12 protein-coding genes and 1 pseudogene are annotated in these 16,549 nt (G+C 37.9%); 6 read left to right on the forward strand and 7 right to left on the reverse strand.

The genetic code is table 11. The features are described from left to right. Nucleotides 1–28: 28 nt before the first annotated feature. From CSV68_RS14270 to CSV68_RS14285, 4 genes are all read right to left on the reverse strand, one after another. A complete protein-coding gene (locus CSV68_RS14270) occupies nt 29–541 on the reverse strand; it encodes a hypothetical protein (RefSeq protein ID WP_099662478.1) in 513 nt (170 codons plus the stop codon). Between the two features lie 817 nt (nt 542–1,358). Further along, on the reverse strand, nt 1,359–4,445 hold the full coding sequence (locus CSV68_RS14275; RefSeq protein ID WP_099662479.1) for a type I restriction endonuclease subunit R: 3,087 nt from the start codon (nt 4,443–4,445) through the stop codon (nt 1,359–1,361). Between the two features lie 12 nt (nt 4,446–4,457). Continuing rightward, on the reverse strand, nt 4,458–5,666 hold the full coding sequence (locus CSV68_RS14280) for a restriction endonuclease subunit S (protein ID WP_099662480.1): 1,209 nt from the start codon (nt 5,664–5,666) through the stop codon (nt 4,458–4,460). Further along, nucleotides 5,663–8,230: a type I restriction-modification system subunit M gene (locus tag CSV68_RS14285; protein WP_099662481.1), complete on the reverse strand. Its 2,568-nt coding sequence runs from the start codon at nt 8,228–8,230 to the stop codon at nt 5,663–5,665. The genes CSV68_RS14280 and CSV68_RS14285 overlap by 4 nt, the downstream gene beginning before the upstream one ends. Before the next feature lie 236 nt (nt 8,231–8,466). On the opposite strand from CSV68_RS14285, the gene CSV68_RS17655 reads away from it, so the two are divergent. Beyond that, nucleotides 8,467–8,679, forward strand: coding sequence for a DegV family protein (locus CSV68_RS17655; RefSeq protein ID WP_368665186.1), 213 nt, complete (start codon nt 8,467–8,469; stop codon nt 8,677–8,679). Continuing rightward, nucleotides 8,670–9,020 (forward strand): DegV family protein, encoded by a 351-nt coding sequence (locus CSV68_RS17660; RefSeq protein ID WP_368665187.1) that lies wholly within the window; start codon nt 8,670–8,672, stop codon nt 9,018–9,020. The genes CSV68_RS17655 and CSV68_RS17660 overlap by 10 nt, the downstream gene beginning before the upstream one ends. A 264-nt stretch (nt 9,021–9,284) precedes the next feature. Here the strand turns inward: CSV68_RS17660 and CSV68_RS14295 are convergent, their stop codons facing one another. Further along, on the reverse strand, nt 9,285–10,424 hold the full coding sequence (locus CSV68_RS14295) for an S-layer homology domain-containing protein (protein ID WP_099662482.1): 1,140 nt from the start codon (nt 10,422–10,424) through the stop codon (nt 9,285–9,287). A 337-nt stretch (nt 10,425–10,761) separates the two neighbouring features. On the opposite strand from CSV68_RS14295, the gene CSV68_RS14300 reads away from it, so the two are divergent. The 4 genes from CSV68_RS14300 to CSV68_RS14315 all read left to right on the forward strand — a co-directional run bounded on the left by CSV68_RS14300 (nt 10,762) and on the right by CSV68_RS14315 (nt 15,756). Then, complete coding sequence (locus CSV68_RS14300; RefSeq protein ID WP_099662483.1) at nt 10,762–11,613, forward strand: DegV family protein; 852 nt, start codon at nt 10,762–10,764, stop codon at nt 11,611–11,613. A gap of 439 nt (nt 11,614–12,052) precedes the next feature. Continuing rightward, entirely contained in the window at nt 12,053–13,528 is a 1,476-nt protein-coding gene (locus CSV68_RS14305; RefSeq protein ID WP_099662484.1) for a spore germination protein, read from the forward strand. 4 nt (nt 13,529–13,532) lie between these two features. After that, nucleotides 13,533–14,675 carry a GerAB/ArcD/ProY family transporter gene (locus CSV68_RS14310; RefSeq protein ID WP_233192937.1) on the forward strand — a complete coding sequence of 381 codons (1,143 nt, stop codon included), beginning with the start codon at nt 13,533–13,535 and terminating at the stop codon, nt 14,673–14,675. Continuing rightward, entirely contained in the window at nt 14,650–15,756 is a 1,107-nt protein-coding gene (locus CSV68_RS14315; protein ID WP_099662486.1) for a Ger(x)C family spore germination protein, read from the forward strand. The genes CSV68_RS14310 and CSV68_RS14315 overlap by 26 nt, the downstream gene beginning before the upstream one ends. A 13-nt stretch (nt 15,757–15,769) precedes the next feature. Here CSV68_RS14315 and CSV68_RS17465 read toward each other — a convergent pair. Both CSV68_RS17465 and CSV68_RS14325 read right to left on the reverse strand, forming a co-directional pair. Continuing rightward, nucleotides 15,770–15,991: pseudogene (locus tag CSV68_RS17465) on the reverse strand (IS5/IS1182 family transposase); the annotation flags it as partial. Beyond that, complete coding sequence (locus tag CSV68_RS14325) at nt 15,990–16,337, reverse strand: Fic family protein (protein ID WP_099662487.1); 348 nt, start codon at nt 16,335–16,337, stop codon at nt 15,990–15,992. The gene CSV68_RS14325 and the pseudogene CSV68_RS17465, both read right to left, overlap by 2 nt. Between the last annotated feature and the right edge of the window lie 212 nt (nt 16,338–16,549).

The raw sequence follows: 16,549 nt of genomic DNA on the forward strand, positions 1-16,549 counted from the left end.
CCGCTTATTATCTCCTGTTCCAAACATTTTATCTTTTACGATTTTTTTGCGTTGTTTTAGCATTATTACTGTCACCTAAGCTTTTTATTTTATCTGCACAGAGTTCTGTTAATGGTTCACCAATTGCTTTTTTGTAGTTAAAACCAAGTAATTGCATTGTTCTTAACGTATCTAAACTTATTAATTGCACTAAAGATTCCATTGCAATGTCGTTTTGTTGAGATTGCACACCGAAATTACTTAAAATTTTTATAGCACTTCTAATTGTATTTTGAAGATATTCAAGGTTTTCGGCACTAATCTCAACCCCTTCATATAATTCCTTGTAACTTCTTGCGATTCTTTCAAGTTCACTCTTATCTTCCAATAGACTATTAATTAATTCTTCATAACCTCTTATTATAGCGTCTTTATCTTTTCCGCCTTTCAATTGCTTAATTTTATCAGTAATATATGTAGCCGTATGTTTAGTTGCAGTTCTTGTTAAATCTCCATCTAAAGTAGACATGACTTCTTGTGCAGTTTCGACAACATTCTCCATTAAATTAACCTCCGATTCAAAGAATAATTTTATTGCTTTATACCACATAAATCTCACAATAGGGATGTTCAGAAAGATCTTCCTAAAAACTCTTTACCGTTTTATTAAATCTAATAAAATCTAGATTTTTAATGCGAAATACTTGTTCAGCTAAAACGATTCTATAAGATTTCATCACATTGCTATCAGATTTTTATGACTTAAAGTAATCAGATCTTATCTTTTCTAAATTGGTAGACGCTCTCCCCTCGCCATGTTTAATCATTTTAGCCAAAATTTTAAGCTGTTCTATAGTAGACTAACAAAAGAATTCTTCAAGATTTAATTCAAATTACCTGTGTGAGAAACAAACAGATCCCTTATCTTTTGAATTATACCTAATTTGTCTGCAGATTTAATATCTACTTTAAACGCCACTTCACCTCAACACATCCCCCAAAGGAACAATAACCTCATTCTACACATGAATCCAATCACGCTTCATTTCTGGTCCATACTTCAACGGCTTCGCTCCAGGATTTTCAGCTTTATACTCGTCGAATTCTTTACTGTCTAGAATACCTCTGATATTTGGAATGGTGTCTGATCTCACCGTGTACTGATTTGCCGATAAATGAAGTTGATCCTCTTTCACAAACCACGTATTGGATTGTGCTTCTATCGCGTCATCATTAGCTGATGTAAAGCACCGTCGCTTTAATGTGAAAATATCTTCATCTTCATCTACTTCATTAATTAAAAGTACCTGTGCGTGAAACTTTTATGACCGTTTAACATTCACGTTTGTTTCGCACACAGGTACTATGTTAATATCTCTTCACGATTTAAACTTCGATTTAATCTGCGGAACAACCTTTACGAGATAGGGTGTTAAGGCAAAGTTATGCATAAGTTGATTAGCACCTTGTTTCTTCGTTGCAGCTGAGAAGTCCAGACTACCAATCAAGTCATCTATGAACGGAATATCTTGTGGAGAAGTGGTTGAATAAGCATCAATGGACTTTTCAAAAATTTTACCGTTTATGCCCCACTCATCAGCAACTTCATAAATCAGTACTCTCTTCTTATCATTTTTCCAATCTTCAAATGCCTGATCGAAATGGATGTCGCTGGACACGTTTCCAGTTTGTAATTCTTCCACCACAAACTCTTTTAGTAATTGCGCTTGTTCATGTTCACCGAAGTTACTCAACTCCTCGATCTCTTGATGGATGATGCGTAATGTTTCTGCATCGACCGTTTGAATACCATTCGTTGAGGTTGCTTTAGATCCAATGAGGTTCAGAATATGATTGGCATCAATGATCTGTGAACCTGCAAGTTTCGTTCTGCCTACTAAAGCAGGAGCTATATCACCAGGTAACTCTTCTCCTTCTTCAAAGGTTAAGTTGCGGTAAGCACCGGTATATTGAAGCCATGTGCGTTCATCTATTCCAAATGCTGTATCATCCCATGCATATTCATAATACTGCTCAACTAAGTTAAATTGTGCAGCAGCTTCTTTGTACACTTGTATGAACTGTTTCTTATGCTCTTCAACCGGTTCAATGGATTGCCAGTCTGTCGGATCAGGTAACGTATTCACCATCTCGATAAATGCGAGTTTTAACCTCCCGACCGCTGTTGGGTAAGGCTCGACAATTGCTTTACTACTCGTTCCACCGCTTCCGTAAAGTTTCAATGCGATATTGACCATTTCTTCAGTGATTTTAGGATATTGGAAATTAATCACCGTTCCGAATTCTTTTGTTGAACCATAGACACGATTCGTTCTGGAATATGCTTGAATTAATCCATGCAATTCGAGTGAACGATCCACATACAGCGTATTGAGCAACTTGGAGTCATACCCTGTTAGTAATTGATCGGCTACGATGACAAGGTCTATATTTTTAGGGTTACGTCCACTTCCCCCTCTTGTCGCCCGTTCAATTACATCTTCAAAGTAGGCGTCTTCTCCGCGCTTTTTGTCCCCAGCGACGAACTCAATTCCAGTAAACGCTGCGTATTCTTTGAACATGTTTTCAATGACAGCAGGGTCTACACGTTCCGTCTCATCCTCACTGCCAAAACTAAATGTCATAGCTATATTTAGTCGAATATTTCTTTCGGCCATTTGCTTTTTAAATTCTTTGAAATAAGCAAGCACACGTTTTTTATACGCGACTGTTAAAATCGCATTAAATTCTCGGTTTTGAGACTGGGCGTGCCATTGTGTTAATATTTCTTCGACAACTCTCGGAATATGTGTCTCATCATAGTAAACGAGTAATCCTGCTTTTTTTGCTGCTTTTTCAACCTCTAAGTCCGATAGTTGTTGCATTTCTCGTTCTATCTTCTTTATTTCCATATCTGGATTCTGGTTCTGAAATAATTCAATAAGCTGGTCTCTGAGATCTTCATAACTTTTAAATTCACCGGTATTAATGTAATCGACATGGAAGCCTAAAACGTTCCTGTCCGCAATCGCCTCATCAATCGTATACTGATGGATGAGTGGACCAAACAATTTTTCAGTCGTATCAATCAGTTCACTTTTTTCATTTATCTTTCCCTTCGCTTGGTTTTCATCAAACAAGGGGGTGCCTGTATAACCGAAGAATAAACTATTATTTCTAAAATACTGTTTAATCGTTCCCATCATTTGACCCATCGTTGTACGATGCGCTTCATCAATAATAAAGACGATGCGCTTATTAGCGAGACGTGTATCGTTTGCTTCCATTAAATCTTTCACTAAATTACTTAGTTTATAGGTCGTCGTTACAACAATGCCGTTATTCGGTGAATGCAAGATTTTACGCAACTCATATGTATGCTTTGTATCATCTACAGAAACGGATTCATACGCTGCATAGGCTTTGAAGTTCTCGCTTGTACGACTGTCCAACTCACGACGATCGACGAGGAATACTACCTTGTCAAAGCCTGCTCGCGTAGAGAGAAAGAGGGCAGTTTTAAAGCTCGTAATCGTTTTACCCGAGCCTGTCGTATGCCATACAAAGCCACCGTGCGGAATGCGGTCCTCATTATCCCAGCCAAACGCTGCTGCCTCGACTGCTTGTAGAGCATGCACTTGATAGGAACGCATCAGCATATGTCGACGATTGTCTTCTTCTCTTGCTTCATCAATCACTAAGTAATCCCCGACCATTTGATGCGCCATAGGAATCATTAAAAATTGGCTAATGACTTCTTCCCAGTTGTTCACAGGAATATTGTCTTTATCCGCCCAGTGAAAGAGGAAACTCGGATTGAAATCATGCACCGTTTTAGGCGTCGCAAAATAACGTGTCGCAACTTCAGAAGTCACAACCATCATTTGTGAAAATGCCATGAAATTCAGCGTATATTCCCCAGATTGGTAATAACGTTTGAACTGGCTATACGCTTCATCAAAGGTTTTATCAGCTCGTTTTTGTTCAATATTAATCAGGGGTAAGCCATTGATGAGTAAAACAAGATCAAAGCGATTGCCATTTGGTGTCGTGACTTCTCTTGCGATCGTATAACTAGAATCTCCACCACTAACTTGTGCTTTTTTAAAAATGGTCAGCGTGATTTGTTCTCTCGTAATGCGAGGGTCAGGATCACGATAAATGCCATCAATCTTTCCTTTAGACCCTTCCATCGCTAATAACTTCGCTGCTTCAAAACTATTGGCAATTTGGTTCACTTGTGCCATGACTTGATTAAATTCATTATCTGTTAACGGAACACTTTCTAATTGATCGACGTTGATCCGATTCAATTCGCTACGCCAATGGTTAATTAAATCTTGTGTCGTTACTTTTTTTTTCGTTCCATCGAGTTCTTCAGGAGATTTCCATTTGAAGCGTTGCAACTTCTTCACAAAACGATCTTGAAAACTTGCTTCTGAAACATTCTTTGGTGCATTACCCATTAGAATACCCCCTTAGACAAACATTTCTTCTAAGTATGCTTGTTTCATTGCTTTTAATTTTTCTAGTTTTTGTTGTTGGTTAGTAATTGTATCATCTAGCTTTTTAAAGAACTCACCGATTGCTTGTTGCTCTTCTTTACTTATAGGAGCTAAAAATGAATACTCAGCTATTTGCTGTAGTGATATATGTTTAATAATATTCCCTACAGAAACTTTATTCATTTCAAAAAGAAAATTATTATTTCTAGTTATTTGATAAACGAATTCAAGTTGATCTGAGTTTAAACGTGCAACTCGTTGTGCTAATACAGCATTTTCGTTAGTAACTTTTCTAACTCTACCTACGTTACCATCCATAGTTATTAAGATATTATTACCTTTCAATAGGTATCTACTTAAAATGTTTTCATCAGTAATATTTATTTTGCTATTTACTCTGTTATTCTTTTGACTTTGATCATTTACATCCTTATTTGTAATAACTAAATACTCGCCATCATCATTAAAATCTAAGCTACTAAATGCTTTACCTGTTCTAACTTCAGCAAGTTCATCAAGTCTTCTTTGTTTCCATTCTCCAGTAAATCCTGCAAACCGTCTCTTCGGCACTCGTTCACCTTCAGCAGGAAACATCTCAGCAAGATAAGCAGATTTCAAAGCTTTTGATTTTTCTAACTTACGCTGATGAACAGCGATAATATCGTCAAGTGTTTTTAGTAATGATCCAATTTGGGCTTGTTCTGCTAATGAGGGAATAGAAATTTCTTGTTTTATAACAGCATCCCTTGCAATCCCAGCTATTAAACCTCTAGCATCTTTTTTGATATTTTCTATTACTGAATTTATTAGGTAGAAATTAAAAATTTTATCCAAATCAGATAGATTTTGCAAAGCCATAAATTGCCTAGCAATATGTGCTTTATCTTGCGCCAGTACAGCTATTGCTCCATAACCAGATCCCTTACAGACAAGCAAAACGTCACCCTTTTCTGCTAAACATCTAGGAACTGTTGTCCAACGGTTAACGATAGTCTCTTTCCCAACTATACAACTAGCTCCTGTCATATAGGGTATACCGTTACACTTATCGTTATATTCTGAAGGCGAAAAGTCTTGTCCTGACAATAAATCTATAACCTCGCCATACTTACGCTGTTCCCAAGCATCAGTATTTTGAAATTCTTTAAATCGCCTTTTCGGCACTAACTTCTTTGCTTTCAAGACTCATTCACCACCAATTGTTGCATCATTTCTTCTAATTCTCGCTCTAATTGCTTACTTTCTTCTTCCAATGTAGATAACGTGTCAGAATAACGGTCTTGTAATTGCTCTAATACTGCTAGTTCTTCTGTTAAAGGATTTTCAATTAAACGCATAATCTTAGAAATGAGTGAACCGAACCACTTTTCATGCATAAGTTCATCTATTTCCTCATTCGTCAACGTTTCGATACGGTTTTCTGTTGCTTCTTTTAACTCTTGGTTTAACTTCTTCACGTCACGGTTTAAGGTTGTCTTTTCATTTAATAAGCCTTCTACTCTTTTCAACAATGTATATTCAGTACTTTCTTTTTCTGTTTCTTTTAATAGCGAACGTATCGCGCCTATTGTGAAAGCATCTTCTTTGTCATTCAACGCTTCACTTAACGCAACTTCTTCATCACTTTCTTCCACTTTGGCTGCTTCGACTAATTCAGTTAATTCAGCATCGATTTCAGGAAGTCTGGTTTCTATTTCTTCTATAGTAGAAACATCTTCTGCGAATAATTTTTTCTTGATCAATTCAGTCGGAACGATACTGCCTACCCAACCATCTTGCTCTTCTCGTTTTGTTTTTCCAGAACCTTTCGTGACCATTAACGGCACACGTGTGCGACCAGCCGTATAGAAGTCAGTTAATGCGATAATCTCGGTATCTTCTGTCAGCTTGTCTTTCCAAATTTCTGCAATGATCTGATAGCCGTCGTATTCATCAATATGGTTGAACGCTAACAAAAGCTCTTTAATCTCCTCTAACATCGCATCACGTAGTTCAGGGATAACATTCACATCATCGATTGTCTTCAATAATGCCCAATACTTGTCCATATACGCTTTTAATTGTTGTTCGACTGCTTTTGACTTTTGAATGACATGGTCATCAGTCAATACTTTTTTCGTTAGCTCATCCACAGTTTCTGTGAGTTCAACATATCCATGACGTACTTCTTTCAATGCCTGTTGGATAATTGTTGGGACAGATTCTTGTAGTACTTTTAAATCTGCAATGTTTGCATATGGAATACCTCCGTAAAGATGAGCATCGACATCTTGCGGGATTTCTTCATCAATCGATTCAATATATCTAGGAATATTTAAGTTGTACTCATTTTCAATAATTTCATCTCTCGTTGCTAAGTGACTATAGCCAGCTTCTTCTCTACGTGTCGCGTATGTATCTACAATTCGTGCAATGTCTTTTTCTTGTAGAACGTTTTGCTTTCCTTCTTTCACAAACGTTTTAGAAGCGTCGATTAGTAATACAGGCGTGCCAAGCGGTCGACCTTTCTTCAAAATAAGGACAGTTACTGGAATTCCTGTATTCGTAAATAATTTATCCGGAAGACCGATGATGGTATCGATATAATTCTTCTCTAATAAGCGTTTACGAATTTCTCCTTCTGCGCCGCCTCTAAACAATACGCCGTGTGGCAAGACAATTGCCATCGTGCCCTGTTGTCCTAAATGAAATAAGCCGTGTAACAGAAAGGCAAAATCTCCTTTTGAATCGGGTGGTAACACGCCTGCTAGTTCAAAACGTGGATCACTCACTTTTAAATTCGATTTATTCCAGTTCTTCACTGAATATGGTGGATTCATTACAACCGCATCAAATTGGACACCTTCGTTTGGACGCTGTGGATCTTCTGGCCAATCCTCTGCGAGTGTGTCACCATTATTCATATTCATTTTTTCAGGACGAACACCGTGAAGAAGTAAGTTCATTCTCGTTAAGTTATACGTTGCAGTATTTTTCTCTTGTCCGTAATACGCTAAGCTTTTCTTCTCGTCTTCTGATAAGTACTTGCTCACCGTTAAAAGAAGAGAACCTGAACCTACCGTCGGGTCATAGATGGTTTCAATAGACTTGGTTTTTGCAACGATTTGTGCCATGACTTCACTCACTTGGGATGGTGTATAGAACTCTCCAGCTTTCTTCCCGGATTCCATCGCAAATTGTCCAATTAAATATTCATAGGCGTCCCCTAATACGTCTCCTTTTTGCAAGGCAACCATATTGAGATCAGCAAAGAGTAAAACGAGTTCTTTTATGTTCTTACTACGTTCATTTAAGTTGCTGCCTAAAGCTGTATCTGTCAGGTCCAGTGATGAACTGGAGAACAGTCCTTTGAAATCATCTGAGTCACCTGTCACGGCAATTGTTCGTTCAAAGTGATTCAAGCTATCTGTAACTTTTTGAACTTCAAATTCACCTGAACGGATGTCGCTAATCCACTTTTGGTATAAGTGTTGTGGTAATACGTAGTAACCAAGAACGCCAGACATCATCTCTATAAGGGGTTCAGGATATTGTGCGTAGCTTTCACGATACGCATCAATTACTTCTTGTTCGGTATTTTGTTTCATCCCACTTGTGATTCTAAATGTATCAATGGTTTTATCACTTAGGAATTTATAAAACATTAACCCCAACATATAATCTTTATATCGACTGGCATCCATTGATCCACGTAACTCATTGGCACCATCCCATAGTCTTCTTTTTATTTCTTCTGATGTAATCACTTTAATGTCCTCCTAATATCGATAGCCAAAATACGCTATTGTATATGTCTTTGTCATACTATAATCATATCATCTATAAGCTTTGAACAATATAGCGTGTTTTGAAACATGAACGTTTGTTTTCATACATATGTTTTATACCATTCATTCCAATCCCTCATCCATCTATCCTGTATAGTTAAACTAAACTCAATAACCTACACATCTAATAAAATACAAATTGGAGGCGATATTCAGTGAAAAAAATCATCCTAAAAACCGAAAGAAGTGCCGATCTACCGGACTTTCTAGCAAAGAAACATACTATACAAGTAGTACCCATGCACGTCATCGCGGACGGTCAAGACTATTTAGATGGTCATCCGCCCGTAAAAGAAATAGTTGATTATTATAATCGTACAAAGAAAATACCTTCTACCACCGCCACGAACACCCATGAGTGTCAATAGTCTCCAAAAAGATTCGAACGGAATTTCCTAATCATACAATCGTTCATAAAGGCTACACATCAAAAGCATCTGTTTCCTATCAAAATGCGTTAACAGCGGCGGAAGATTTCAAGGATATTTATTTAATCAGCTCATTAAACGTTACAGGCGGATTAACAGCGGTTTTTATGTATGCGGTTGCTCTGCTAGAGGAAGAACCTGAAATGGATCCTGTCCGCTTGCTGGAAAAGATCGAAACAAAGGTTCCAAAAGCAAGACTTGCCTTCCTTCCGAGTAGCTTAGATTTTTTACGAGCTGGCGGACGAGTCAGCTATATTGCGTATCTTTGCGGAGCTTTGTAAAAAATCAAACTTTGGATTGAAGCTGGTGCTATGATTTCGTCACATTCTGGCCCAGGAGGATTTGGGATTGCGGGGATAAATGTTTAACGACAAAAGGTACCTGAGTTATACAGGTACCTTAACTTACGTTAGGATATAGCCAATAAAACCCATGTACCGTTCTCAACAACAAACGAGTTCCATTGCCACCAGTCATTGAAGTTACCTGTGCATGAAACTTTCATGATTGTTTAAACATTCACGTTTGTTTCTCACACAGGTAACTTACAATGAATTACTCGTCGGTGTCCACTGTTCGTTGTGTCGTTCCACTCCCCTTTGGCCGAATACCGTACGGATGAAGGATTCCTCCGCGCGCTTCGTCCGCACATGCAGAGTGGTACTATCTAGACAGGTCTCTTCCATACACCAGACAAAATATTCGGAGTCATAGATCGTGTACAGTTCGATATAGTCTTGCTGCACGCGTGAAAAATCTCCTGCAGCCCAGCGATCCAACATCTGTTCCATTTCGGAATCCTTCCTTACGAACCGTTTCAAGTACTGAATGTTCTCTTTTGTCATCTGTCCGTAGCTCGGGCCTGCGGGATACAGATCGATTTCCCGATAATCCCAGTGTGGTGCCTTATTCAGTGGCTCCTTCATGAGCGAATCGGCCGGGTAGCGGGTCACTTTTTGATTGAGCAGACGCATCATCAGATAGGCAAGGCGGTCGCTATTCTTCAGATCCTCTTCCGAATAGCCCCCTAACTGCCCACGCAGTGGCTGCGCCGGCTCCGATGGATCTACTGGATCATGCATATGTAGCGTCCGGTGCAGGAATACGGCATAATGTGCACGCGTGACAGGTCTGTCGGGATAATACTTGCCATCCTCGCCTGTCGTGATCGCGTTCGAATAAATGGCACGCACATATTCATTGGCAGGGTGGGTTTTCGGAACGTCCTTAAAATCCAGGTCGGACTGGACGTCCAACTTGAAGGCAATCGTTAGAACTTTTGCCATCTCCCCGCGAGTGATCGGCTGATTTGGATATAGATTGCCTTTTTTATCCGGTGTGAAAATGCCGGCTTGTTGCAGTTTTTTGATGTCTGTGAAATAGGGATTTTTTGTTGATACGTCTTTAAAGGCCACAAACTTGTTGCGTGCCGGCAACTTTACAGCGCGGTTGACGAGCGCCGCTGCATGCTTCCGACTAATCGATTCGTTCGGTTTGAACTCACCATTCGGATATCCGCTAATGATGTTCTTATCCCGCATCTCATGGATGACGTCCACATAGGGGCTGTTTTTCGAAACATCCTTGAACGCTTTGCCGGCAGCCGCTTCCGTTCCTGCTGGCGAGATGAACAACGTCAGTAAAAGTATTGTTGTCATCAACATTTTCATTTGTATTTTTTTCATGTAGATTCCTTCCTCTCTGTCTATACCTCTTTCAGGCAACGTACAGACGCAGAATTCTGGAATAAGTTTCAAATTAAAATAAGGTTTTCGATATCTATATCCTTTAGTTGAATTAATCTTAAAATGTTTGAAGTTAAGTCCCCTGTCTAAAAGACCTTCAATCTTTTTTAAACATTCATGTTTGTCTCTTACACAGATATTTTGGTAATCAGTATATTGAATAAAAACTCTTTACATATTCCATTAATCTAAACATACATCGCGCATCTATCCTGTATAGTTAAATTAAACCCAATAACTCACACATCTAATAAAATACAAACTGGAGGGACATTCAGTGAAAAAAATCATCCTAACAACCGAAAGCGGTGCCGATTTACCGGAATTTCTTGCGAAGAAGCATAATATACAAGTAGTACCCATGCACGTCATCATGGATGGTCAGGACTATTTAGACGGTCATCTACTCGTACAAGATATATTTGATTTTTATGACCGCACCAAAAAGATACCATCCACCGCCGCCACAAATACCCATGAGTACCAAGAGTTTTTCAAAAAGATTCGAACGGAATTTCCTGATCATACAATCGTTCATATAGGCTATACATCAAAGGCGTCTGTTTCCTATCAAAATGCGTTAACCGCAGCGGAAGATGTAGAGGATATTTATTTAATCGATGCATTAAACGTCACAGGCGGATTAACTGCGGTGATTATGTATGCGGTTGCTCTGCTGGAGGAAGAACCTGAAATGGATCCTGTCCACTTGCTAGAAAAGATCGAAGCAAAGGTTCCCAAAGCGAGACTTGCCTTCCTTCCGGGTAGCTTAGACTTTTTACGGGCTGGCGGACGAGTCAGTAATATGGCGTATCTAGGCGGGGCTTTGTTAAAAATCAAACCGTGTATTGAATTAGTGGAAGGGAAGCTTGTTTCGACTAAAAAATATCGTGGGAACATGAGCAAAGTGGCTGAAAGTTTGCTACTAGACTATTTACAGCAATATGACATTGATAGACAACAAATTTATTTTATATACTCTATCGGGCTTAGTGAGACTATTAAAGAACGGATCAATGAAATTGCACGAGAACGAGGATTTGAAAATAGTCTTTGGATGGAAGCGGGTGCGATGATTTCGTCACATTCTGGTCCTGGAGGATTTGGGATTGCGGGGATAGAGGTTTAATATCAAAAAGGTATCTGTGTTATACAGGTACCTTTAATTATGTTGAGCTCTATCTAATAAAACACAAATACCGTCCTCAACAACAAACGAGCTCCATTGCCATCAGTGGAGGTATTTTCCAACCCGCTATGGAGAATTACAGTTTCGTACACAACTATAGATCAGTTACTTGTTTTTCATAAGAGAACTCTCATTTAAACCCTTACTGAATATAATTCCAAACATCTTCCACAGATTCATAACCGAAAATATTAGACAATAACAGCCCCAATTCAATCGAGTCCGCTCGCATTATCGCTTCTTTAATGTCTACTTGTGCCTCTGCATCATATTAATTTAGTTTCGTATATTTCAAGCTTAAAAAGCCAACAATGGAATTAATATCGAATTTTACCGTTCTTCCAAAATGCTTTTTAACATATAGAAGTGAGGAATGTACATGTTTTGGAAAAAACAATCAGATGAAAATAAGCCTGATTCTCAATCAAATGCAGAATCAGAAATATCAATAGAGACTCTAAAAAAAGCCCTCGTTCAAATGGATGATGCGGAATTTGTGGAAATCAACATTTCTGAAAATCAACATGTTGATCTTATCTACGTAAGAACTCTGATTGACCAAGAAAGATTAAATGAAAGCATTCTAAAACCTTTATCTAACTGTTCCAAACAATCCATTCAGGAATGCAATGTTCACTCAACAATAAACCCCATTTCCACTTTTAATGAGGCAAAAAAGCAGCTGTTTAAAGGATCTGTTTTGTTATTTGACTCTTCGTCAAATCTTTGGTTCGCTATCCCTTTAGAAAATCCACTTGGACGAGCAATTGAACCATCCGATACTGAAACCATCCTTTTAGGAGCAAAAGACAGCTTCAGTGAACAGCTAGAACAAAATATTACGCTCATTCGTAGGCGTCTTCCAACACATGATCTGAAAACAGAGAAGTTCACCGTTGGTTCTTTAAGTAGGACAAATGTGGTTTTATTGTACATAGAAGGGCTGACCAATCCAGAATTTGTTTCAACCGCCAAAAAGAAGATTTCGGAAATTAATTATGATCTCTTATCTGATTCTTCTCAAGTAGCAGAATTCATGGAGGAACATCAAGATAGTATTTTTCCTCAGTTTCAGCAAACTGACCGACCTGATGTTGTTGCTTATTCTCTGGGATCAGGAAAAATTACGATTCTGGTAGACAATACACCTTTTGCTCTCGTTGCCCCAATTACTTTTTTTCATTTGTTCCAATCACCAGAGGATTATATTAATCGATGGGTAGTTGCCAGTTTTTTGCGCATCATCCGATATGTAAGTTTTATTCTGTCTATCACGTTGATCCCATTCTACGTGGCATTAACAACTCATCACTATCAAATGATTCCTTTACAAACACTTTTCGTCTTGGTGGAGTCAAGGAGCAAGCTTCCGTTCACTCCTTTTTGGGAAGCATTTATCATGTTGATTTTTATTGAAATTATAAAAGAAGCAAGTTTAAGGATGCCAACAAAGACTGGTCAAACGCTTGGGGTTATTGGGGGCATTGTAATTGGTCAAGCAGCAGTTGAGGCTGGTATGGCAAGTCAGGTGTTAATTGTCATGGTAGGGATTTCAACTATCGGATCTTTTCTTGTTCCTAATTACCTTGTGACAAAGGCGAATTCATTGATTCAATTCATTCTTCTTATATTTTCTTCGTTTCTTGGGATAGTAGGGATTGTTTTGGCAATGATTATCATTTTAGCCCACCTTAATGGCTTGTCTTCACTCAAGCAGCCATATTTATCTCCTGTTGCCCCTTTCTACGGAAAAGATTGGCTTGACCTATTCATTCGAGGGCCTTTAGTCAAAATGAAGGAGCGTCCAGAACATCTTAAACCGCTGAAGATGAAGAGATATCAAACTAGGAGATGAACTGATGGAAGCCCTTCAATTATTTAATAAGAATGAAACCTATAATGGGTTCTATGTCATGTTGATGGTAAATCGCCTCCAAATGCTTTACTTTTTTTTGATTATGCCAAGGTTTTTGATCCATTCATATATGATTTGGGTGATTATAGCGGTCGGCATATTGTCTCAACTAAACATTCTTCTTTTATCCAAATGGTTTTTAACCCGGTTTTCTAGCGAAGGATACAACGGATTTGTCCAATTATTCGGGAAAAAACTTGTACGTCTCCTCTCATTCATCGGGTTGTTCTTTATCCTGCTTAAACTTTTCGTGATTTTGTTAGGATTCTCGGAAATGGTTCAAATATTTATGTTTCCAGCTACAGATTCAAATTGGCTTATCTTTTTTATTCTGTTGTCTTGTTTGTATGTAGCATGGAAGGGCGTTGAAAAAACTATACGTTTTGTCGTGATTTCATTTTTGTGTACATTTTGGATGTTCTTATTCTTTGCTTTTTTCTTCTTTCCTCCAATAGCTCAACTCAGTGATTTGTATCCGATTATTCCAATGGAATTAAGTGTGGATTCCTGGAAAGGAATATTTTTAATTTTATCTTCATTTTCAGGGCCTGAATTTCTGGTATTTTTGGGACCGTGGTTTAAAACAAATAATAAGACATTTCGCTATTTGTCTTATGGCAATGCTCTAACCGTTATAGAGTATGTATTCTTATATATGGCGTCCTTATTCTATTTCGGTTCCAATTATTTAAGCAAAAGTCAATTTCCAGTTGTCACTATGGCCCGTTATTTTCAAAATCCAGTAATTGAACGTATTGATATGGTCATGCTTTCTTTAGAATTATTTAACATCGTCTTTGCGGTTTCAATTTTTCTACTGTTGTTTTATGGAGCATCTAAAATAGCTAGTGGGAAAATGGAGAGACCACCCAGTCAAGTAGGCTTTTTATTCAGTGTATTCATTATTTTAATTGGAATGATTCTTGTGAATGAATGGATTTGGAAGTCAGATGAAAAGCAGGTTATTTTACTTAATCTTCAAATTTTAGCAGGAAGCTTAAGTTACTTAGTGGTTCCAATTACTATGATCGTAGTGATGAAGATAAAGGGGGTTAATAAACATGAGACTACGAAAGAAGATGGCTAAAAAATTGTCAATCATATTTATGGCGTTATGGTTAACTGGATGTGCCCCTTTTACTGAAAATAACATTATTGAAGAGCTTACTCCAGTGACATTTTTATCACTTAGTAAAGGGGATGAAGGTAAAATAAAAATCAGTACGATTTTGCCTTCTCTAAGCAAAGAAAAAAAGAGTGTAGTGACGCAAGAAGTAAGCTTAATAAAGGAGGTACTAAGGAGTTTTAATTTAAACTTCTACCAGGAAATGAAATTTGGGCAAATGCGAATGCTGATAATTAATGAAGACCTCGGAAGAAACGAGGGGATTATGTCCATTATTAATGTGTTATTGACTGATCCGGATATTTCTTTGAGAATCTATTTAGTTATCGTAAAAGGAAATTTTGAAGAATACTTGGAAAATCAATTGGACAAACAAGAAAATCTTGATTACTCTTTTTACCAAATGCTGAAGCACTATGAGGAAAAAAATCAGGGAGAATTAAGTGTCGTTAATCTACATGAATTTAAAAATTTGTTATATACTCCTTATTCAGATCCTTTCTTACCTGTATTCAAAATAGAAAATGACGCTATCAGCTATGAAGGTACAGCCCTGTTTCAAAATGATAAACTAGTTGAAATCCTAACAACTTTTGATGATCGTATCTTCCAACTGTTACACAACGATCACTACTTAGCAGTTTTACCGATTCCAAAATTACAAGTTGTTCTCGGTCATGTTAGGTCTAAAACGAAAGTGGATATCAATAAAAGCTTGTCTACAATGACCTATACAGTGAATATAGACTCAAGAATTGAAGAATACCGGGGAGAAAAGCAATTATTTGACCCACAGGATTTAGAAGATTTTAAAAAAGATATCCAATCCAATCTTGAAAAACAAACACAAGAACTAGTAAAAAAGATGCAAGAATTGAATGTGGATCCATTACAGCTAGGCATTCATACATTAAAACCATTCTCAAAACCAATGGATGAAAAAAAATGGATTGAACTTTACAAGAAGATGGACATTAAAATAAAATACAATATTAATATTAATCCTTTGACGGATGCAAATTCAAAAAGGCAAAACCTTTAATTCTTCCTATTGCAATCTCTTTCTCATTAATCGGACGTGCGTCTTCTTCAGCCTGCTTTTCCTTTAACCATTGTTCACGTTCGGCCTTAGGCTTCCGTCCGTGCTTTTTCGGTACCTGCTTCTTTTTCTTTTTGGCGGCTTGGACTCGATCTCTTGCCTCAAAATGTGTGGCATCGAAGGCGACATATTTATCGCTGATACGCCCTTCGTCGATGGCAAGTAGAATTAGTTCATCATGGATCTGTGGAACTACTTACAGCATCAGGTGGAGTATAAGAGGCACCTGATATGATTACATTCTGCTCTCTATACTTCCCTGCATTTGCTCTGTCTATTGAATGCAAGACGATGCCATGCAATTCTTTAATCACTATTTCCGAGAGGGGCTGATCTTGCTGCACTATTTCTTCTGCAACTAAAATAGCTTCCTTATGATTAATAGCTTCTAGGTGCTCTCTCATGGATTTTCCAGCAATAACTATGCCGTCCTCTAGCACCGCTTTCGTTTCATAAACTGTTAGCCTATTTCCTTCAATCGCATTGGAGTGATATGTATTTTTAATTAAAAAGTCTTCTTTCAAGCTACGAATAAGCCCTTTTGAAATTGGTCGTCGTTGATCGACATTCTTTTTTAACAGTGAAAATCGATCCGTTTTTTCGGTTCTAAATCAAATGTTGGGGTGGAGTGAATTTAAATCCACCCCTCAACCTAAATGAACGCCAATTTCTTTATACTGTATGTTTAATAAAATTTTCGCCCTAAAGTGATCGAAACGTCTAAAGCCATAGGCAT

Origin of the sequence: Sporosarcina sp. P29, assembly GCF_002743265.1 — a bacterium.
GTDB lineage: Bacteria > Bacillota > Bacilli > Bacillales_A > Planococcaceae > Sporosarcina.

Excerpts from the sequence above, each read along its gene's own strand:
- CSV68_RS14275 (WP_099662479.1), bottom strand. The coding sequence starts at position 4,445 with ATGGGTAATGCACCAAAGAATGTTTCAGAAGCAAGTTTTCAAGATCGT.
- CSV68_RS14295 (WP_099662482.1), bottom strand. The coding sequence starts at position 10,424 with ATGAAAAAAATACAAATGAAAATGTTGATGACAACAATACTTTTACTG.
- CSV68_RS14270 (WP_099662478.1), bottom strand. The coding sequence starts at position 541 with ATGGAGAATGTTGTCGAAACTGCACAAGAAGTCATGTCTACTTTAGAT.
- CSV68_RS14305 (WP_099662484.1), top strand. The coding sequence starts at position 12,053 with ATGTTTTGGAAAAAACAATCAGATGAAAATAAGCCTGATTCTCAATCA.
- CSV68_RS14315 (WP_099662486.1), top strand. The coding sequence starts at position 14,650 with ATGAGACTACGAAAGAAGATGGCTAAAAAATTGTCAATCATATTTATG.
- CSV68_RS14310 (WP_233192937.1), top strand. The coding sequence starts at position 13,533 with ATGGAAGCCCTTCAATTATTTAATAAGAATGAAACCTATAATGGGTTC.